Raw genomic sequence first — 19,385 nt, forward strand, 5'->3', positions numbered from 1 at the left:
GTTTTCGATTAGCATTAGTGGGTGCCTAAAGCCGTAGCTGAAGTCCCCGCCGTCGAGTCCCTCGCAAGCGTTCCCGCGCAGCAGCCTGCCACGCCGGTGAGACATGACCTGTCCCGGCTCGTGGTCAAGGGAGCGCGTGAACACAACCTCCGCAACGTGGACCTGGACCTTCCCCGTGATGCCATGATCGTCTTCACCGGCTTGTCGGGTTCAGGCAAGTCGTCCCTGGCCTTCGACACCATCTTCGCCGAGGGCCAGCGCCGGTACGTGGAATCATTGTCGGCCTACGCCCGCCAGTTCCTGGGCCAGGTGGACAAACCGGATGTCGACTTCATCGAGGGCCTTTCCCCGGCAGTCTCCATCGATCAGAAGTCCACCAGCAAGAACCCGCGTTCCACGGTGGGCACCATCACCGAGATCTACGACTACATGCGCCTTCTGTGGGCCCGTGTCGGCAGGCCGCATTGCCCGGTGTGCCATGAGCCCATCACCAGGCAGACTCCGCAGCAGATCGTCGACCAACTGCTGGAACTCGAGTCCGGCACACGCTTCCAGATCCTGGCTCCCGTGGTCCGCGGACGCAAGGGCGAATTCGTGGAGCTCTTCAAGGAGCTCACCGCCAAGGGCTACTCACGTGCCCGGGTGGACGGCGAACTCGTCCAGTTGAGCGATCCGCCCAAGCTCGGCAAACAATTCAAGCACTCCATCGAAGTAGTCGTGGACCGGTTGGTGGTCAAGGAAGGAATCAGCCAACGGTTGACCGACTCGATCGAAACGGCGCTCGGCCTTGCGGAAGGCCGTGTGCTGGTCGAATTTGTCGATCTCGACGCCGAAGACCCGGCCCGGATCCGGGCGTTTTCCGAGAACCTTGCCTGCCCCAACGAGCACCCGTTGGCCATCGACGAGATCGAGCCCCGTTCCTTCTCCTTCAACAACCCTTTCGGCGCATGTGCGGCCTGCAGCGGCATTGGCACCAAACTGGAGGTCGATGAAGAACTCGTAGTCCCCAACCCCGAGCTTTCACTGGGCCAGGGGGCCATAGCGCCATGGTCGTTGGGTACAGCCACCACGGAGTACTGGAACAGGCTCTTGGAGGGCCTCGCTTTGGAGCTCGATTTCTCCATGGACACCCCCTGGGAGAAGCTGCCGCAGGAAGTTCGGCAGACGGTGCTGCATGGGAAGGACCACAAGGTGGTCGTCCAGTACCGCAACCGGTTCGGCCGGGAGCGCAAGTACAGCACCGGCTTCGAAGGCGCCATCCAGTACGTTCACCGCAAGCACGGCGAAACGGACTCGGACTGGGCACGCGACCGCTACGAAGAGTACATGCGGCAGGTTCCTTGCCCCGCATGCAACGGTGCCCGGCTTAACCCGGCGTCGCTCTCCGTGCTGATCAACGGCAAGTCCATCGCCGAAGTATCGGCCCTTCCGATGCGCGATTGCGCCGACTTCCTCGGCAGCCTCACGCTCACCGACCGCGAGGCCCAGATCGCGCATCAGGTTCTCAAGGAGATCCAGGCACGCCTGACGTTCCTGCTCGACGTAGGGCTCGAATACCTGAATCTCGAAAGGCCGTCCGGGACACTGTCCGGCGGTGAGGCCCAGCGCATCCGGCTCGCTACGCAAATTGGCTCTGGCCTCGTGGGAGTCCTCTATGTCCTGGACGAGCCGTCCATCGGGCTGCACCAGAAGGACAACCGGCGCCTCATCGAAACGCTGACGCGGTTGCGTGATCTCGGCAATACGCTGATTGTCGTCGAACACGACGAAGACACCATCCAGGAAGCCGACTGGGTAGTGGACATCGGACCTGGCGCCGGCGAGCACGGTGGCCAGGTGGTGCACTCCGGTTCCTACAAGGAGCTCCTGGAAAACACGAACTCGCTGACGGGCGACTACCTGTCCGGGCGACGCAAGATCGACATCCCGCCCAAGCGACGCAAGTACGACAAGAAGCGTGAGCTCAAGGTCATCGGCGCACGCGAAAACAACCTGAACAACGTTGACGCTACCTTCCCGCTGGGTCTTTTCACGGCCGTGACCGGCGTCAGCGGCTCAGGGAAGTCCACCCTGGTGAACGAGATCCTCTACAAGGTGCTTGCGAACAAGCTCAACGGCGCCAAGCAGGTTGCAGGCCGGCATCGCTCCGTAGTGGGCTTGGAGCACCTCGACAAAGTGGTCCATGTTGACCAGAGCCCCATCGGCAGGACACCGCGTTCCAACCCCGCCACATACACTGGCGTCTTCGACAACATCCGGAAGCTTTTCGCGGAAACCACCGAAGCCAAAGTGCGCGGTTACCAGCCAGGCCGCTTCTCATTCAACGTCAAAGGCGGCCGCTGCGAGGCCTGCTCCGGTGACGGCACGCTGAAGATCGAGATGAACTTCCTGCCGGATGTCTACGTACCTTGCGAAGTGTGCCATGGTGCCCGCTACAACCGGGAGACCCTTGAAGTTCACTACAAGGGCAAGACCATCGCGGACGTCCTCAACATGCCCATCGAGGAAGGTGCCGAGTTCTTTGCGGCGTTCACGCCCATTGCCCGGCACCTGAACACCCTCGTCGACGTCGGTCTCGGCTACGTCCGGCTTGGGCAGCCGGCCACCACGCTGTCCGGCGGCGAGGCGCAGCGCGTGAAGCTGGCCTCGGAGCTCCAGAAGCGATCGAACGGACGCAGTGTCTACGTCTTGGACGAACCCACTACGGGCCTGCACTTCGAGGACATCCGTAAGTTGCTCATGGTGCTGCAGGGCTTGGTGGACAAGGGGAATACGGTCATCACCATTGAACACAACCTTGACGTCATCAAGTCCGCCGACTGGATTGTGGACCTTGGCCCCAACGGCGGTTCAGGCGGTGGACGCATCGTGGCAACAGGCACACCTGAACAGGTAGCCAAGTCCACGGAAAGCCATACCGCTTCCTTCCTTGCGGAGATTCTGGGTTAGTGTGGCGCTCCCATCAGGGAATATTTCGGCGGCTGCCGGAGTATTCCCTGGGCGGCATGTGAGTTTCAGGCACGCCTCAACTCGTGAGAAACTAACCCGGTGACTCAAACAATGGTGCCCGTAATCTTTGATCTGGACGGCACCCTTGTCGATCCTGCAGGTGGCATAACCGGCGGCATCGCCGCGGCCCTGCGCGAAATTGGCCTCCGTGTTCCGGAACAGGCCGTGCTGGACTCCATGGTTGGACCCAAGCTCAGTGATTCCCTGGAACACATTGCCGGGGTTCCCGCAGGGCGAGTCGATGAAGTCATTGGGCTTTACCGCAGCTACTACCGATCTGTAGGAATTGGTCAAGGCCAGCTCTATCCAGGCATCCGGGAGCTCCTCGAGTTCTTCGCGGAGTCGCGGCGTCAGGTCGCTGTAGCCACGCAGAAACCCCAAGGCCTGGCGCGCGTCGTGTTGGAGCACCACGGCATTGCTGATTTCTTTGCGTCCATCTGCGGTGCCTCGGACGACGAATCAATGGCCGCAAACACGGCCCCCGGCAAAGTGGAAATCGTTGGTGCTGCGCTGGCGACGTTGCATTCGCAGCCCGCCGTGATGGTGGGGGATCGCCACCAGGATGTTGCCGGTGCCATGGCCAATGGACTTGACTGCATCGGTGTGAGTTGGGGATTTGCGCCCGACGGCGAGCTTCAGGAAGCCGGAGCCGTCGCCGTCGTGGACTCCACTGGGCAGCTGCTGAAGAAGATCGAAGAACTTGACGCCGTCCGCGCGGCGGCCCTGAGCGAGGTGCAGAACGATGGAAGCCTTTGATGTCATCCGCTGGACCACCCGCGGACTGATTTCCAGCACCTGCCGACCCACTGTCATCGGGCTGGAAAACGTGCCCAAGGAGGGGCCATTCATTGTGGCCCCAAACCATTTGTCTTTTCTGGACAGCGTGATTGTCCAGGCTTTGATGCCCCGCCCGGTGGGATTCTTTGCCAAGGCCGAGTACTTCACCACCAAGGGCTTCAAAGGCCGTGCGATGAAGGCGTTCTTCCAGGCTGTTGGATCCATTCCGGTGGAACGCGGAGAGCAGGCGGCCAGTGTGCAAGCGCTCAAGACCCTGCTGGACATCCTGGAGAACGGCAGGGGCATCGGCATCTATCCGGAGGGAACCCGTTCGCGTGACGGCCTGCTCTACCGTGGGCGGACGGGCGTCGGCTGGCTTGCTTTGACTACGGGCGCCCCCGTCGTGCCGGTGGGCCTGATTGGCACGGACAAATTGCAGCCTGTGGACCGTAACACCGTCCGTCCGCAGCACTTCATCATGAAGGTGGGCGAGCCGTTGTACTTCGAGAAAACAGGTCCGGACCATTCCCTGCCTGCCCGCCGCGAAGTGACGGACAAGATCATGGATGCCATAGCGGCATTGAGCGGCCAGGAACGTTCCACGAGTTACAACCAGAGCAAGACGGCGGAGTAGCTCCGCGAAGCCGGGCGGTGCGTACGGGGTATCGTCTTTCCCTTACTAGACTGGATCTGTGGCAGATCCAGCGAGCTATCGCCCCCAGACGGGAGAAATCCCCACTACCCCCGGCGTCTACCGGTTCCGGGATCCACACGGCCGCGTCATCTATGTGGGCAAGGCGAAGAACCTCCGGTCCCGGCTGAACTCCTACTTCGCCAACCCGGCAGGGTTGCTGCCGAAAACGTACGCCATGGTGCACGCCGCGAGCAGCGTTGAATGGACCGTGGTGGGCAGCGAGCTTGAGTCCCTCCAGCTCGAATACACCTGGATCAAGGAATTCAAGCCGCGCTTCAACGTCGTGTTCCGCGATGACAAGACCTATCCGTACCTTGCCGTGAGCATGGGGGAGAAGCTTCCCCGGGTTCAGGTCATGCGCGGCGAGCGCCGTAAAGGCACCCGCTACTTCGGGCCGTACACGGCCGGTGCCATCCGTGAAACCATGGACACCTTGCTCAGGGTCTTTCCGGTGCGGAGCTGCAGCGCCGGAGTGCTTAAGCGTGCGCAGGCCAGTGGGCGGCCATGCCTGCTGGGTTACATCGACAAATGCTCGGCCCCGTGCGTCGGCCGTGTCACGCCCGAGGAGCACCGCGCCATTGCCGAAGACTTCTGCTCGTTCATGGGCGGCGAGGCCGGCAAGTTCATACGGCGCCTTGAGAAAGACATGGCAGCTGCCGTAGCTGAGCTCGACTACGAACGGGCGGCACGAATCCGGGACGACATCGCGGCGTTGCGCAAAGTCTTCGAACGCAATGCCGTGGTCCTTTCCGAAGACACGGACGCAGATATCTTCGCCCTGCACGACGACGACCTCGAGGCTTCCGTGCAGGTCTTCCACGTCAGGGGCGGCCGCGTACGCGGCCAGCGGGGATGGGTGGTCGAAAAGGTCGAAGACGCCACCACGCCGGAGCTTATCGAGCACCTCCTGCAGCAGGTTTATGGAGAAGACAGCGACAACCAAGGCCGCATTCCTCGCGAAGTCCTGGTCCCGGAGATTCCGTCCAACCATCATGAGCTGCTTGAATGGCTTGGCGGCCTCCGGGGCGCCAAAGTGGATATCCGCGTGCCGCAGCGTGGCGACAAGGCCGCCCTCATGTCCACTGTCCGCGAAAACGCGGAGCAGGCGCTGAAGCTCCACAAAGTCCGGAGGGCAGGCGACATCACCGTCCGCTCCCAGGCGCTTCAGGAGTTGCAGGAGGCGCTTGAGCTTCCCGTGCCGCTCCTACGGATCGAATGCTATGACATATCCCATGTGCAGGGCACCAACGTGGTCGCGTCCATGGTGGTTGTGGAAGACGGCCTCCCCAAGAAGGCCGACTACCGGAAATTCTCCATCACCGGTGCAGCCGCAACGGACGACACTGCGGCGATGCATGACGTCCTCACGCGACGCTTCCGGCACTACCTTCAGGACAAGTCCTCCCAGCTTCCCAAGAGCGGGGAAGTCCGCAACCCGGCGGAACTGGCGCCGTCGTCGGATGATGCCGCCCTCACCGGGACAAAGGCGAGGTTCGCCTATCCGCCCAACCTGGTCGTCGTCGACGGCGGCCAGCCCCAAGTCAACGCCGCCGCGCGGGCCCTCGCGGAACTGGGGATCGACGACGTCTACGTCGTGGGCCTGGCCAAGCGGCTCGAAGAAGTCTGGTTGCCGGATAGCGATTTTCCCGTGATTCTGCCGCGAACTTCACAGGGGCTCTACCTGCTGCAGCGCATCCGCGACGAAGCCCACCGCTTCGCCATCACTTTCCACCGGCAGAAGCGTGGAAAAGCCATGACCGTGTCCGCGCTTGACGGCGTTCCCGGCCTAGGAGAAGCCAAACGGAAGGCGCTCGTGGCACATTTCGGTTCGCTCAAGAAGATCAAGGCCGCCACGGCAAGCGAGCTCACCGCCGCGAAGGGAATCGGCCCGGCGTTGGCGGAAGCCGTCGTGAGCCACCTGGCGGGGGCCGGCGCCTCCGAAGAGGCCGCCCCGGCAGTGAACATGACCACCGGCGAAATCCTTGAATTTTAGCTAGGGTAATAAACGGACCGCTCCTCAAGCGGTCCGGCTTGGACCTTCCCAGAAGCTTTGGACCATCTCAGAAACGGGGACACTTGATGTCAGAGTCAACAGCAGGATCCGACGCGGAGCAGGACGGCCTCATTCCCGTCAAGCCTGTCGAAGCGGAACTGCTGGTGGTGACTGGCATGTCCGGAGCAGGCCGCAGTACGGCCTCGGACGCCTTGGAGGACCACGGCTGGTACGTCGTCGAAAACCTCCCCCGCAGATGTTGGGGACCCTCGCCGAAATCGTCTCGCACGCACCCCAGTCGATCCCCAAGCTGGCCGTCGTCGTGGACGTCCGCAGCAAAGGACTCTTCACCGACATCAGGACGGCCCTCGGCGCACTCAGCGCCAGCGGAATCACGTTCCGGGTTCTCTTCCTCGATGCCAGCGACAACGTCCTGGTCCGGCGCTTTGAACAAGGCCGCCGCCCGCATCCGCTCCAGGGCGGAGGCCGGATCCTGGACGGTATCGCCGCAGAGCGCGACGTCCTGAAGGAACTCCGGGAATCGGCAGATGTGGTCCTGGACACGAGTACGTACAACGTGCACGGCCTGGCGACCGCCATCACCGAGCTCTTCAGCGACACGGGCCCCGTGGCACTGCGCCTGAACGTCATGAGCTTCGGCTTCAAATATGGCTTGCCGGTGGATGCCAACTTCGTGGCCGACGCGCGCTTCATCCCCAACCCGCACTGGGTCCCGAAGTTACGCCCGCACACTGGACTCGACGCCGATGTCAGCGAATATGTGCTGGGGGCCGACGGCGTCAAGGACTTCGTTGACCGGTATGTCCTTGCCTTGGAGCCCGTCCTCGACGGCTATCGGACGGAAAACAAGCATTACGCCACCATTGCTGTCGGCTGCACAGGCGGCAAGCACCGTTCAGTGGCAGTCGCCGTCGAACTTTCCAAACGGCTGGCCCAATATCCCCGGGTCACCGTGACCACCAGCCACCGTGATCTGGGTCGTGAATAATGGGGGTTCTGACCGGACCCCTGCCGCTTGTCCCGCCCAAGGGGACGCCAGGCAGCCAGCCTGCCAAGGGCCCCACTGTTGTTGCGCTAGGCGGCGGACACGGGCTCTCAGCGTCGCTCTCCGCGTTGAGGCTGTTGACCTCCGAGCTCACTGCGATCGTGACCGTTGCGGACGACGGCGGATCGTCCGGGCGGCTGCGGGAAGAGTACGGTGTCCTTCCGCCCGGCGATCTTCGGATGGCGCTGAGCGCCCTCTGCGATGACACGGACTGGGGGCGCACGTGGCGGGACGTCATGCAGCACCGCTTCAAGACCCCGAGCGGTCGGCAGGGTTCCTTGGACAACCACGCCATGGGAAACCTGCTCATTGTTACCCTCTGGGAGCTGCTGGGCGACGCCGTGGCGGGACTGAAATGGGCAGGTGCCCTCCTGGGTGCCCGCGGTCAGGTCCTGCCGATGTCCACGCAGCCACTGAACATCGAGGGCGACGTCCGGGTGCCCTTGCTGGGAGGCGGGTACGAGTTCCAGACCGTCAGGGGCCAGGCCAAATGCGCCGTTGCCGGATCGCTCGAAAACGTCCGGCTTCGCCCGGAGGACGCGCGGGCATGCATCGAGGCGCTCACGGCCATCGAGCTCGCAGACTGGATCATTCTCGGCCCTGGCTCCTGGTACACGTCTGTCCTGCCCCACTTGTTGTTGCCTGAGATGCGCCAAGCCTTGTGTGGCACCCCGGCTAAACGATGCCTCACCATGAACCTTGCCATGGACACCAAGGAAACTTCCGGGATGTCCGCCGCGGACCATCTGGACGCCCTGCGCCACTACGCGCCGGAGTTCAGCGTCGACGTAGTCCTCGCCGATCCCTCGTCGATATCGGACCACAAGGAATTCGAGCGCGCTGCCGGAATGATCGGTGCAGAGGTGGTCTTGGGTAAAGTGGGGGCGTCGAGCCGCCGTCCAGTCCACGACCCGCTGCGTCTGGCATCGGCGTATCACGATATCTTCGGGAATAGTTAGGAACATGCGATGGCACTGACCGCATCGGTCAAGGAAGAACTTTCCCGGCTGGACATCAAGAAGTCTTCCGTCCGCAAGGCCGAAGTCTCGGCCATGCTGCGTTTTGCCGGCGGATTGCATATCATTTCGGGCCGCATCGTGATCGAGGCAGAGGTTGACCTCGCCTCCACGGCGCGGCGACTTCGCGCCGCGATCGCCGAAGTCTACGGGCACCAGAGCGAGATCATCGTCGTCTCCGGTAGCGGCCTCCGGCGCGGTAGCCGCTATGTGGTGCGTGTAGTGCGCGACGGCGAGGCCTTGGCTCGCCAGACGGGCCTCCTGGACGGCCGTGGACGGCCTGTGCGCGGGTTGCCGTCCGCCGTCGTCAACGGTTCGGCGTCAGACGCCGAAGCGGTCTGGCGCGGAGCTTTCCTGGCACACGGTTCGCTTACCGAACCGGGCAGGTCCTCCTCGCTCGAAGTCACCTGCCCCGGACCGGAGTCCGCCCTTGCCCTGGTTGGAGCCGCCCGTCGCCTCGGAATCCAGGCCAAGGCGAGGGAAGTGCGCGGGGTGGATCGCGTGGTCATTCGCGACGGCGACACCATCGCCGCGTTGCTCACCCGGATGGGCGCCCACGACGCCCTCATGGTGTGGGAGGAACGCCGCATGCGGAAGGAAGTACGGGCAACCGCCAACCGCCTTGCGAACTTCGACGACGCCAACCTTCGCCGCTCGGCCCAGGCGGCCGTCGCCGCCGGTGCCCGGGTGGACAGGGCCCTGGAAATCCTGGGCGACGACGTTCCGGACCACCTGAAGTACGCCGGTGAGCTCCGGGTGGCGCACAAACAGGCCAGCCTGGATGAACTGGGCCGGCTCGCTGATCCGCCGATGACCAAGGACGCCATCGCGGGGCGGATCCGCCGGCTGTTGGCCATGGCGGACAAACGCGCCGGAGACCTGGGCATCCCCGGTACCGAGGCGAATGTGACCCCCGAAATGATGGACGAATAAAGGGCCCGCCCTAGAATCGTCAGGGTGTAGATTTCCGGCCGGTTCGCCGATCGGATGAACAAAACGAGAGTTACCAACCGGACCCCGGTCCATTACATTGGAGGATTTCGTGACAGAGTACGTACTGCCCGAGCTCGGCTACGACTACGCAGCACTTGAGCCGCACATTTCGGCGAAGATCATGGAGCTGCACCACAGCAAGCACCACGCTGCCTATGTAGCCGGCGCCAACAACGCCCTGGCCCAGTTGGCAGAGGCCCGCGACAAGGGCGATTTCGCCAACATCAACCGCCTTTCCAAGGACCTCGCGTTCCACACTGGCGGCCACATCAACCACTCCGTGTTCTGGAACAACATCTCCCCGGACGGCGGCGACAAGCCCGAGGGCGAGCTGGCGGCAGCGATTGACGACGCCTTCGGCTCCTTCGATGCCTTCCGTGCACAGTTCTCGGCAGCGGCCCTTGGCCTCCAGGGATCCGGCTGGGGCTTCCTCGCCTACGAGCCCATCGGTGGCAACCTCCTCATCGAGCAGCTCTACGACCAGCAGGGCAACGTCGCAGTCGGCACCACGCCGCTGCTCATGCTGGACATGTGGGAGCACGCTTTCTACCTGGACTACGTCAACGTCAAGGCTGACTACGTCAAGGCTTTCTGGAACATCGTCAACTGGGCCGACGTCGCCAAGCGCTTCGAAGCGGCCCGCGCAAACGCCACCGGACTGATCGTTCTCTAGGGACTCCGTCCCGAATCGGTGAGTGACGCGGAATACACGGGAATGTAACAAACTTCACATTCAGGTGAATTTCGCCCAAATACCGGATTGTCTGCCCCCGCAGTTGCGGGGGCAGACGTAGTTAAACGTAAGATGGGTCACGGAAGGCGGTTAGCCTTCAGCAACGTGGCTGGTCGCCCTCCGATCTGATAATCACTTCTGCCCAATGATGTGCGGGAATTGTTAGTTGGAATCAAGATCCGACTCACTAGGTGTGCTTGCAAGAGCACCAAGGAGACTGAAATAGTGACCACCCGTATTGGTATCAACGGCTTTGGCCGCATCGGCCGCAACTACTTCCGCGCAGCACTCGCCCAGGGTGCCGACCTCGAAATTGTTGCGGTCAACGACCTCACGAGTCCCGAGGCACTTGCCCACCTTTTGAAGTACGACTCCGTCGGCGGTCGCCTGACCCAGTCGGTTGAAGTCAAAGAGGGCAACCTCATTGTCGACGGCAGCATCATCAAGGTCCTTGCAGAGCGCGATCCTGCGAACCTCCCCTGGGGCGAACTGGGCGTTGACATCGTCATCGAGTCCACCGGCTTCTTCACCAAGGCTGCCGCGGCACAGAAGCACATCGATGCTGGTGCCAAGAAGGTCCTGATTTCCGCTCCGGCTTCGGACGAAGACATCACCATCGTCATGGGTGTCAACCACGAGCTCTACGACTCCGCAGCACACCACATCATCTCCAACGCATCCTGCACCACCAACTGCCTCGGCCCGCTGGCCAAGGTTGTCAACGACGCCTTCGGCATCGAGCGTGGTCTCATGACCACGATCCACGCCTACACGGCAGACCAGAACCTGCAGGACGGCCCCCACAGCGACCTTCGCCGTGCCCGCGCCGCAGCGATCAACATGGTTCCCACCTCCACCGGTGCTGCCAAGGCGATCGGCCTCGTCCTTCCGGAGCTGAAGGGCAAGCTCGACGGCTACGCCATCCGCGTCCCGGTCCCGACCGGTTCCGCCACGGACTTGACCGTCACGGTTTCCCGCGAAGTGACCGTTGACGAAGTCAACGCAGCACTCAAGGCAGCTTCCGAGAGCGAGCAGTTCAAGGGCATCCTGAGCTACACGGCAGATCCGATCGTCTCGTCGGACATCGTCGGCGACCCGGCTTCTTCGATCTTCGACTCCGGCCTCACCAAGGTCATCGGCAACCAGGTCAAGGTTGTTTCCTGGTATGACAACGAATGGGGCTACTCGAACCGCCTCGTTGACCTCACGGAGCTCGTCGCATCCAAGCTGGGCTAGGGTAGACACATGACTTCTCACACCCTCAACGAACTGATCGCTGAAGGTGTCCGCGGGCGGTACATTCTTGTCAGAAGTGACCTGAATGTGCCGCTCGACGGCTCTACAGTGACCGACGACGGCCGCATCAAGGCCTCCCTCCCGGTCATCGAAAAGCTCTCGGACGCCGGTGCCCGCGTGCTCGTCACGGCCCACCTGGGACGCCCCAAGGGTGCTCCCGAGGCCAAGTATTCGCTCAAGCCCGCTGTAGCGCGGCTTGCGGAGCTCGCTCCATTCAAAGTCCGGCTCGCGGAAGACACCGTTGGTGAGTCCGCCAAGGAACTCGCCAGGGCCCTCGAGGATGGAGACGTCCTGGTTCTCGAGAACGTCCGCTTCGACGCCCGCGAGACCAGCAAGGACGACGCCGAGCGCGGCGCCTTCGCGGATGAACTCGTAGCGCTGACCGGTGACAACGGCGCCTTCGTTGATGACGCCTTTGGTGCGGTTCACCGCAAGCACGCCAGCGTTTACGATGTCGCCACCCGGCTTCCTTCCTACCAAGGGGACCTCGTGCACACCGAGGTCGAGGTACTGCGCAAGCTCACCACCGATACACAGCGTCCGTACGTTGTTGTTCTCGGAGGCTCCAAGGTATCGGACAAGCTCGCCGTGATCGATAACCTCTTGGGCAAGGCGGACACCATCCTGGTTGGTGGCGGGATGCTCTTCACCTTCCTGGCAGCGTCCGGCCACAAGGTCGCCGGCAGCTTGCTTGAAGCAGACCAGATCCCCGTGGTCCAGGACTACCTCAAGCGTGCATCCGACGCCGGTACCGCTTTCGTCGTACCCACAGACGTGGTGGTCGCGAGCCGCTTTGCTGCGGACGCCGAACACGAAGTGGTCGCCGCCGATGCGATCGAGGACAGCTCATTCGGTGCCACGGGCATTGGCCTGGACATCGGGCCGGTATCCGCGGCGGCGTTCGCCGAGCAGATCAAGGCCGCCAAGACCGTGTTCTGGAACGGGCCTATGGGGGTCTTTGAATTCGAGGCCTTCTCGGACGGGACCCGCGCCATTGCGCAGGCCTTGACTGAGACGCCTGCATTCACCGTGGTCGGCGGCGGCGACTCTGCCGCAGCTGTCCGGACCCTCGGTTTTGAGGACTCCCAGTTCGGCCACATTTCAACCGGCGGCGGCGCAAGCCTGGAATACCTTGAAGGCAAGGATCTTCCTGGCCTGAGCGTGCTGGACCGCTAAGGCTACACGGCCGGCGGGGCGCCCTTCTTAGAAGGCTAGCGCCCCGCCGCTTCCCTATCTCAACGCATTTTTGGAGCACACGTGACAACTTCTGCCAACGGAAACTTCGTTCGCAAGCCTTTCATTGCCGGCAACTGGAAGATGAACATGGACCACGTCCAGGGCATCACCCTGTTGCAGAAGCTGGCATGGACCCTGTCCGATGCCAAGCACGATTACAGCCGGGTCGAGGTTGCGGTCTTCCCGCCGTTCACGGACCTCCGCGGTGTGCAGACCCTCGTCCAGGGCGACGAACTGGACGTTGTCTACGGCGGCCAGGACCTCTCACAGTTCGACTCCGGAGCCTATACCGGCGACATTTCCGGCCAGTTCCTCAATAAGCTGGGTTGCGCATACGTTCTGGTGGGTCACAGCGAACGCCGCACCATCCACAACGAGACTGACCAAGTCCTCAACGCGAAGGTCCAAGCTGCCTTCCGTCACGAGGTAACGCCGGTTCTGTGTGTCGGCGAAGGCCTTGAGATCCGCCAGGCCGGCACCCACGTCGAGCACACCCTTGCCCAGTTGCGTTCCGGCGTCGAAGGGCTCTCAGCGGAGCAGGCCGGCAATCTGGTTGTCGCCTATGAACCGGTCTGGGCCATTGGCACGGGCGAAGTGGCTGGTCCGGAAGACGCACAGGAAATGTGCGTCGCTATCCGTGCCGAACTCGCTTCGTTGTTCGATGATTCGGTCGCTGCCAAGACCCGCCTCCTCTACGGTGGCTCGGTGAAGGCCAACAATGCAGCAGCGATCATGGCCGGCTCCGACGTCGACGGCCTCCTGGTGGGTGGCGCGAGCCTCGACCCTGCTGAGTTTGCTAACATTGTCAGGTTCGAGAGCCACCTTAGCGCGGCTTAGTCCGTTCAAGGTTCCGCTCCCGTTTTCCGTTCTTCTGAAAGGCCGTCGTGGACGTTCTTCAAGTCATTCTGCAGATCCTGCTGGGCATCACCAGTCTTCTGCTGACGCTGCTCATACTCCTACACAAGGGACGGGGCGGCGGGTTGTCCGACATGTTTGGCGGTGGCATGAGCTCGGGATTGAGCTCTTCGGGTGTCGCAGAGCGAAACCTCAACCGTTTCACCATCGTCTTGGGCTGCACTTGGGGTGTCGTAATCATCGGCCTTGGCCTCATCATGCGCTTCACCTCCGGCGGAGACTCCTAGTTCTCCCGGTTCAGTTCCGGTGGAGCAAGGTGCCCGGAACCCTGCCGTCGTCGGGTTCGCCGCACTAGACTAGGCTGCGTGGCCTACACCGCCATGCAGCCGAACTCTCAAGGGGATCGACGATGGTTCATGGTTCTTCAGGATTCCGAGGCACACGGGCCGGTGTAACAGCCGGATCGGCCCCGAGAAACCAACCCGACTCCATAGTCGGCGAAAGCTTGCCGCGTATTCGTGTTCCCTATTGGTGCGCCAAGGGACATGAGACGCGGCTTGTTTTCGTTAAGCTCCCGGAAGATCAAATTCCGGCCCGGTGGGACTGCCCGAAGTGTGGCCTGGTCGCCGTCCGTGAACAGGGCGAGGCGACGATGGAGCGCGCGGACGAAGAAATCTTCAAGAGCCACTTGGACTACGTTAAAGAAAGACGCTCCAGCCAGGAAGCGGAGATTGTCCTGGCTGGAGCGCTGAAGCGGCTACGCGCCCGCAGGATCCTTCCGGATGAGCTGCTGGGGGACACGTGAGGCTGCATTTTCGTCGATGAGCCATAGGGTTCTCGACCGGCCAAGAGGGCCGGAGGCGGGAACCTGGATCGGGTTGGCCCCGGCGAGGGCCAGGCCCACGGCCCCGGCCTTGTCTTCGCCTGCCACAACCATCCAGATCTCCTGGGCGGAATTGATGGCGGGCAGGGTCAGTGAAATCCTCGACGGCGGCGGCTTGGGGGAGTTCTCGACGCCCACCACTGTGCGGTCCTGGACACGGATACCCGCTTGCTCAGGGAAGAGCGAGGCAACGTGCGCATCCGGGCCCACGCCCAGCAGCAGGATGTCGAAACGCGGCAGCTCGCCAGCATGCTCCGGTCGGTTGTCCGAAGTATCTGCGGCGTGCTCTTCCTCCGCAGCGGCCTTGAGCCGGGCTGCATAGTCCGCTGCGGCGTCGTCTGCGGTGGCGAACTCGTCCGAAGATCCCGGTTCGTGCACGCGGTCGGGATCCACCGGCAGGCTGGAGAGCAGGGCCTCACGGGCTTGTACGGTGTTTCGGTCTGTGCTGTCCTTGCCAACGAACCGCTCGTCACCCCACCAGAAGTTCACGCGGGACCAGTCGACTGCGGGTGCCGCGGGTGAGTCGGCAACTGCTTTTAGGGTGCCGATGCCCACGGTTCCGCCGGTGAGGACCACCGTGGCTTCGCCGTGCTTGTCCTGCACGTCCACCAGCTTGGTGATGAGCCTTGCTGCGATCGCGGCCATAAGGACGGCGGAGTTGGGATGGATGCTTACTCTGGGGTCAGCGCTCACTGGGACGGTCACTCCTTGCTATTGGTTCGGGGCAGTCCCATAGTAATCACTTCTCCGAAGACATCGTCCGGATCAAGGCGACGCAGTTCTTCGGCGAGGCAATCCCGCAAGCTGCGGCGTGGCAGTGAAATCCGCTGGGCGGGTTGGCCAGGCTGGGTCAGTTCCGCGATAGTGAGGCCTGGACGAACCAGCTGGACGTCGCCGGTGGCGCGGCTCAGCCGTACCCTGCGGATGCCCGTTCCTGCCGGATCCGCGACAATCTGGACCGGGGCGTCGAGGAACAATGTGAGCCAGGCGGCCAGCAAAAGCGTGCTGGGGGAGTCCGAAGCGCCCTCGACGGCGATTGCCGTGACGGGTGATTCGTCCACCTGGTCCAGGGCTGCCGCGAGCTGCAGGCGCCAATTGGTCAGGCGTGTCCAGGCGAGATCGGTGTCGCCTGCCCGGTACGTTTTCCGGATACGGGCCAGAGCCGCCGCGGGGTCGGGCTCGTTGGCGGAGTCCGTGATGCGCCGGTGCGCAATACGTCCGATGGAGGTCTCGCACGCGTTCTCGGGTGCTCCGTGCGGCCACCAAGCCACGATCGGCGCGTCGGGCAGCAGCAGTGCCGCGACGAGGGATTCGCTTTCCTTGGCGAGCTCACCGTAGCCCCGCAGCACGATCACCTCGGAGGCTCCCGCGTCGCCGCCCACCCGGATCTGGGCGTCGAGCCGGTTGGGCGCTTCACTGCCAGCGTCGGCGAGGACGATGATGCGGCACGGGTGTTCGCGGCTGGCCTCGTTGGCTGCCTCGATGGCTTCTTCCTCGAGACCGGACTTGGTGACCACCACCAGGGTCAGGACGCGTCCAAGGGCAATCACACCCCCCTGCTCGCGCAGGGAGGTGATCTTCTTGGAGATCTTGGAAGTGGTGGTGTCGGGAAGATCTACGATCATGGCCTTCTCCAGGTTCGTCCGTCGCGGGCAAGCAGCTCGTCGGCCGAGGCCGGGCCCCAGCTGCCGGGAGCGTAGGGTTCGGGCTGTTCGTCGAGTCCGGCCCAGTATTCCTCGAAGGGGTCCAGGATCTTCCAGGACTCCTCGACTTCCTGATGCCGGGGGAAGAGCGGCGGCTCGCCCAGCAGCACGTCCAGGATCAGGCGTTCGTAGGCCTCCGGGCTGGACTCGGTGAACGAGTGCCCGTATCCGAAGTCCATGGTGACGTCCCGGACTTCCATCTGCGTGCCGGGAACCTTGGATCCGAAGCGGATGGTGGCGCCCTCGTCGGGCTGCACCCGGATGACCACGGCGTTCTGGCCGAAGTCGTCCTCGCCGTGCCCGCGGAAGAGCAGGTTGGGTGCCCGCTTGAACACCACGGCGATTTCCGTGACGCGGCGGCCTAGACGTTTGCCTGCGCGGAGGTAGAACGGTGCCCCGGCCCAGCGCCGGGTGTGGATGTCCAGGCGGATGGCTGCGTAGGTTTCCGTCTTGGAATCGGCCGGGATGCCCTCTTCCTCAAGGTAGCCCTGCACCAGCTCCCCGCCTTGCCAGCCGCCGGTGAACTGGCCGCGGGCCGAGTGGGTGGACAGGTCATCTGGGAGCCTGACCGCGGCGAGGACCTTTTCCTTCTCGGCGCGCAGGTCATCGGCGTTGAAGGATATGGGCTCCTCCATGGCCGTCAGGGCCAGCAGCTGCAGGAGGTGGTTCTGGATGACGTCGCGTGCCGCGCCGACGCCGTCGTAATATCCCGCACGGCCGCCGGTGCCGATGTCCTCGGCCATGGTGATCTGGACGTGGTCAACATAGTTGGCGTTCCACAAAGGCTCGAACAACTGGTTGGCGAAGCGCAGCGCCAGGATGTTCTGGACCGTTTCCTTGCCAAGGTAGTGGTCGATGCGGAAGACCGCGTCCTGCGGGAAGACGGACTCCACGATGTCGTTGAGCTTGCGCGCGGACTCCAGGTCGTGGCCAAAGGGCTTCTCAATGACCACGCGACGCCACTGGCCATCGCCGGCCTGCGCCAGCCCGTGCTTGGACAGCTGGCGGCAGACCTGCTCGAAGGCCTTGGGCGGAATGGACAGGTAGAAACCGTGATTGCCGCGCGTGCCGCGGGTCTCGTCCAGTTCGTCAAGCGTGGCGCTGAGGCGCTTGAACGCCTGGTCGTCGTCGAACTCTCCCTGGACGAAGCGGATGCCCTCGGAGAGCTGGTTCCAGACGGCGTCGTCGAACGGGGTGCGGGAGTGCGCCTTGACGTTCTCCTTGACCTCGTCCGCGAAGTCCTCGTTGCTCCAGTCCCGCCGGCCGAAGCCGACAAGCGCGAAGCTCGGCGGCAACAGCCCGCGGTTGGCGAGGTCGTAGACCGCCGGCATGAGTTTCTTGCGGGCGAGGTCGCCGGTGACTCCGAAGAACACCAGCGACGAGGGCCCTGCGATGCGGTTCAGGCGCCGGTCCCGGGGATCCCGGAGGGGATTGCGGTGACTTGCCTTTCCGGTGGACCGGTAACCGTTTTCAGTTTCTGGCATGTTTGGGTTTGTGCCTTAGCTTTCGAGCGCGCTGGCCTGGCCGGCCAGTGCGGCGACGATTTCCTGGAGCTGGGCAACTCCGGCTCCACGATCCGTGAGGTGCAGCCGGAGGACCGGACGGCCGTGGTTCTCGAGAACCTGGGCATCACCGGCCGCCTGGGCTGCAATCAGCTGACCGAAGGTGAAAGGGCGTTCCGGGATGGCGATGTCGCCGGTCGCGGAAGCCGTAATCTGCAGGAACGAACCGATAGCCGGTCCGCCCTTGTGGAATTGTCCGGTGGAGTGCAGGAAGCGCGGACCCCAGCCGAAAGTGACCGGCCGGCCACTGACGCCAGCGAGTTCGTCGCGGATGCCTTCCAGTTGGGCGAATGCGATCCGGTCGAAGTATGCCTGGACGCTCAGGTAGCCATCGGTGCCAAGTTCGGCAAGGAGGGCCTTGACGGCCTCGGCGGCCGTTGCCGCGTCGCCGAGCCACGAACCCCCGCGGACTTCGATCGCTCCGTCGACGAAGTTCGCCGGCGTGGGCTCAGGACGCGCGTCAAGGAGGCCACGGGCGGCAATCTTGGCCGCCTCGACGTCGGGCTGGTCAAAGGGGTTGATGCCCAACAGGCGCCCTGCGACGGCAGTGGCAAACTCCCAGACGAACATCTGGGTGGCCAGGCCACCAGCGATGGCGGCTTCGTTTTCCCCGAGTTCGACGTCGGATTCCGCGCCGACGAGGCGGATCACCAAGACGTCCTCAGCGCCGCCGCTGACCTCGGGTGCGGACGGACCCGCCACAACCGGCAAAACACCGGTGCCGAGCTTCCCTGTGGACTCGGCGATGAGCTGTTCGGCCCAATCGGCGAAGCCGACAATGCCCGAACCGTCTTCGACGATGACGACCTTGTTGCGCAGCGGGGTGGTTCCGCCAAGCGCAACACCAAGCCGGAGCCCGATGTTTTCAGGTGAGTCATCGTTGAGGATCTCCGCAGCTTCCTCGGCCTCATCCAGGAATGCCTGGATGTCGACTCCGGCAAGGCCGCTGGGGACCAAGCCGAAAGCCGTCAGCGCAGAAAAGCGGCCACCGACGTTCGGGTCGGCGTTGAAGACGGCACGGTAGCCGGCTTCACGGGAGGCCTTGTCCAGCGGGGAACCGGGATCGGTCACGATGATGATGCGGCTCTTGGCATCGATGCCGGCCTCGGTAAAAGCTCGCTCGAATACCCGCCGCTGGGAGTCGGTCTCCACAGTGGAACCCGACTTGGAGGAGACCACGATGGCGGTCTCGGCGAGGCGGTCCGCCAGGGCAGCGCCGACCTGTTCGGGGTCTGTGCTGTCCAGCACGGTCAGCTCGACGCCAGCGGTGCCGGCAATGACCTCGGGGGCAAGCGAGGAGCCGCCCATGCCACACAGGACAATGCGGGAGACGCCTTCGGCCCGGAGGGCATCCCGGAGTTCCAGGATTCCCTCGACCAAAGGCTGGGAAACGGTTGCCGCCTCCACCCATCCGAGACGGATGGCGGATTCGGACTCTGCATCGGGACCCCACAAGGTGTGGTCCTTCGCGAAAATCCTGGTGGCAATCCGGTCTTCAACAAGTGCCGGGATGTGCAGTTCGATGGCCTGCTGCGCAGCACCGCTGGCGTCGTAGCTGAGAGTGCTCAT

16 protein-coding genes and 1 pseudogene are annotated in these 19,385 nt (G+C 63.4%); 13 read left to right on the plus strand and 4 right to left on the minus strand.

Annotated elements, in window-relative coordinates:
• Positions 1–21: 21 nt before the first annotated feature.
• The 13 genes and pseudogenes from uvrA (at position 22) to OW521_RS21470 (ending at position 14,473) form a co-directional block, all read left to right on the plus strand.
• Positions 22–2,949, plus strand: a complete 2,928-nt coding sequence (gene uvrA / locus OW521_RS21410) for an excinuclease ABC subunit UvrA (RefSeq protein ID WP_268021499.1) — start codon at positions 22–24, stop codon at positions 2,947–2,949.
• A gap of 99 nt (positions 2,950–3,048) precedes the next feature.
• Positions 3,049–3,765 carry an HAD hydrolase-like protein gene (locus OW521_RS21415; protein WP_268021500.1) on the plus strand — a complete coding sequence of 239 codons (717 nt, stop codon included), beginning with the start codon at positions 3,049–3,051 and terminating at the stop codon, positions 3,763–3,765.
• Positions 3,752–4,420: a lysophospholipid acyltransferase family protein gene (locus OW521_RS21420; protein ID WP_268021501.1), complete on the plus strand. Its 669-nt coding sequence runs from the start codon at positions 3,752–3,754 to the stop codon at positions 4,418–4,420. Before OW521_RS21415 ends, OW521_RS21420 begins: the two co-directional genes overlap by 14 nt.
• A 58-nt stretch (positions 4,421–4,478) precedes the next feature.
• Entirely contained in the window at positions 4,479–6,473 is a 1,995-nt protein-coding gene (uvrC, locus tag OW521_RS21425; protein WP_268021502.1) for an excinuclease ABC subunit UvrC, read from the plus strand.
• A gap of 86 nt (positions 6,474–6,559) precedes the next feature.
• Positions 6,560–7,482, plus strand: a pseudogene (gene rapZ, locus OW521_RS21430) (RNase adapter RapZ).
• Positions 7,482–8,498: a gluconeogenesis factor YvcK family protein gene (locus OW521_RS21435; RefSeq protein WP_268021503.1), complete on the plus strand. Its 1,017-nt coding sequence runs from the start codon at positions 7,482–7,484 to the stop codon at positions 8,496–8,498. The pseudogene rapZ and the gene OW521_RS21435 overlap by 1 nt, the downstream one beginning before the upstream one ends.
• Before the next feature lie 9 nt (positions 8,499–8,507).
• Positions 8,508–9,488 (plus strand): DNA-binding protein WhiA, encoded by a 981-nt coding sequence (gene whiA, locus OW521_RS21440; protein WP_265977562.1) that lies wholly within the window; start codon positions 8,508–8,510, stop codon positions 9,486–9,488.
• Positions 9,489–9,597: 109 nt separating this feature from the next.
• Positions 9,598–10,221, plus strand: coding sequence for a superoxide dismutase (locus tag OW521_RS21445; RefSeq protein ID WP_059389282.1), 624 nt, complete (start codon positions 9,598–9,600; stop codon positions 10,219–10,221).
• 285 nt (positions 10,222–10,506) lie between these two features.
• Positions 10,507–11,517, plus strand: a complete 1,011-nt coding sequence (gene gap, locus OW521_RS21450) for a type I glyceraldehyde-3-phosphate dehydrogenase (RefSeq protein WP_268021504.1) — start codon at positions 10,507–10,509, stop codon at positions 11,515–11,517.
• A 9-nt stretch (positions 11,518–11,526) separates the two neighbouring features.
• On the plus strand, positions 11,527–12,753 hold the full coding sequence (locus OW521_RS21455; RefSeq protein WP_268021505.1) for a phosphoglycerate kinase: 1,227 nt from the start codon (positions 11,527–11,529) through the stop codon (positions 12,751–12,753).
• 81 nt (positions 12,754–12,834) lie between these two features.
• Positions 12,835–13,650 carry a triose-phosphate isomerase gene (tpiA, locus tag OW521_RS21460; RefSeq protein ID WP_268021506.1) on the plus strand — a complete coding sequence of 272 codons (816 nt, stop codon included), beginning with the start codon at positions 12,835–12,837 and terminating at the stop codon, positions 13,648–13,650.
• 47 nt (positions 13,651–13,697) lie between these two features.
• A complete protein-coding gene (secG, locus tag OW521_RS21465) occupies positions 13,698–13,955 on the plus strand; it encodes a preprotein translocase subunit SecG (RefSeq protein ID WP_074589634.1) in 258 nt (85 codons plus the stop codon).
• Positions 13,956–14,077: 122 nt separating this feature from the next.
• Entirely contained in the window at positions 14,078–14,473 is a 396-nt protein-coding gene (locus tag OW521_RS21470; RefSeq protein WP_268021507.1) for an RNA polymerase-binding protein RbpA, read from the plus strand.
• On the opposite strand, the gene pgl is transcribed toward OW521_RS21470, so the two are convergent.
• The 4 genes from pgl to OW521_RS21490 are packed head-to-tail and all read right to left on the minus strand — an operon-like array spanning position 14,426 to position 19,385.
• Positions 14,426–15,244: a 6-phosphogluconolactonase gene (gene pgl, locus OW521_RS21475; RefSeq protein WP_268021508.1), complete on the minus strand. Its 819-nt coding sequence runs from the start codon at positions 15,242–15,244 to the stop codon at positions 14,426–14,428. The two genes, OW521_RS21470 and pgl, sit on opposite strands and share 48 nt — an antisense overlap.
• A gap of 8 nt (positions 15,245–15,252) precedes the next feature.
• Positions 15,253–16,176 carry a glucose-6-phosphate dehydrogenase assembly protein OpcA gene (locus tag OW521_RS21480; protein ID WP_268021509.1) on the minus strand — a complete coding sequence of 308 codons (924 nt, stop codon included), beginning with the start codon at positions 16,174–16,176 and terminating at the stop codon, positions 15,253–15,255.
• Positions 16,173–17,738, minus strand: coding sequence for a glucose-6-phosphate dehydrogenase (zwf, locus tag OW521_RS21485; RefSeq protein ID WP_268021510.1), 1,566 nt, complete (start codon positions 17,736–17,738; stop codon positions 16,173–16,175). The genes OW521_RS21480 and zwf overlap by 4 nt, the downstream gene beginning before the upstream one ends.
• Positions 17,739–17,753: 15 nt before the next feature.
• Positions 17,754–19,385, minus strand: a complete 1,632-nt coding sequence (locus OW521_RS21490) for a glucose-6-phosphate isomerase (protein ID WP_268021511.1) — start codon at positions 19,383–19,385, stop codon at positions 17,754–17,756.

Origin of the sequence: Arthrobacter sp. MMS18-M83, from assembly GCF_026683955.1 — a bacterium.
GTDB lineage: Bacteria > Actinomycetota > Actinomycetes > Actinomycetales > Micrococcaceae > Arthrobacter.

Excerpts from the sequence above, each read along its gene's own strand:
- OW521_RS21420 (WP_268021501.1), top strand. The coding sequence starts at position 3,752 with ATGGAAGCCTTTGATGTCATCCGCTGGACCACCCGCGGACTGATTTCC.
- OW521_RS21435 (WP_268021503.1), top strand. The coding sequence starts at position 7,482 with ATGGGGGTTCTGACCGGACCCCTGCCGCTTGTCCCGCCCAAGGGGACG.
- whiA (WP_265977562.1), top strand. The coding sequence starts at position 8,508 with ATGGCACTGACCGCATCGGTCAAGGAAGAACTTTCCCGGCTGGACATC.
- OW521_RS21455 (WP_268021505.1), top strand. The coding sequence starts at position 11,527 with ATGACTTCTCACACCCTCAACGAACTGATCGCTGAAGGTGTCCGCGGG.
- OW521_RS21470 (WP_268021507.1), top strand. The coding sequence starts at position 14,078 with ATGGTTCATGGTTCTTCAGGATTCCGAGGCACACGGGCCGGTGTAACA.
- OW521_RS21480 (WP_268021509.1), bottom strand. The coding sequence starts at position 16,176 with ATGATCGTAGATCTTCCCGACACCACCACTTCCAAGATCTCCAAGAAG.
- zwf (WP_268021510.1), bottom strand. The coding sequence starts at position 17,738 with ATGCCAGAAACTGAAAACGGTTACCGGTCCACCGGAAAGGCAAGTCAC.
- OW521_RS21490 (WP_268021511.1), bottom strand. The coding sequence starts at position 19,385 with ATGAGCACTCTCAGCTACGACGCCAGCGGTGCTGCGCAGCAGGCCATC.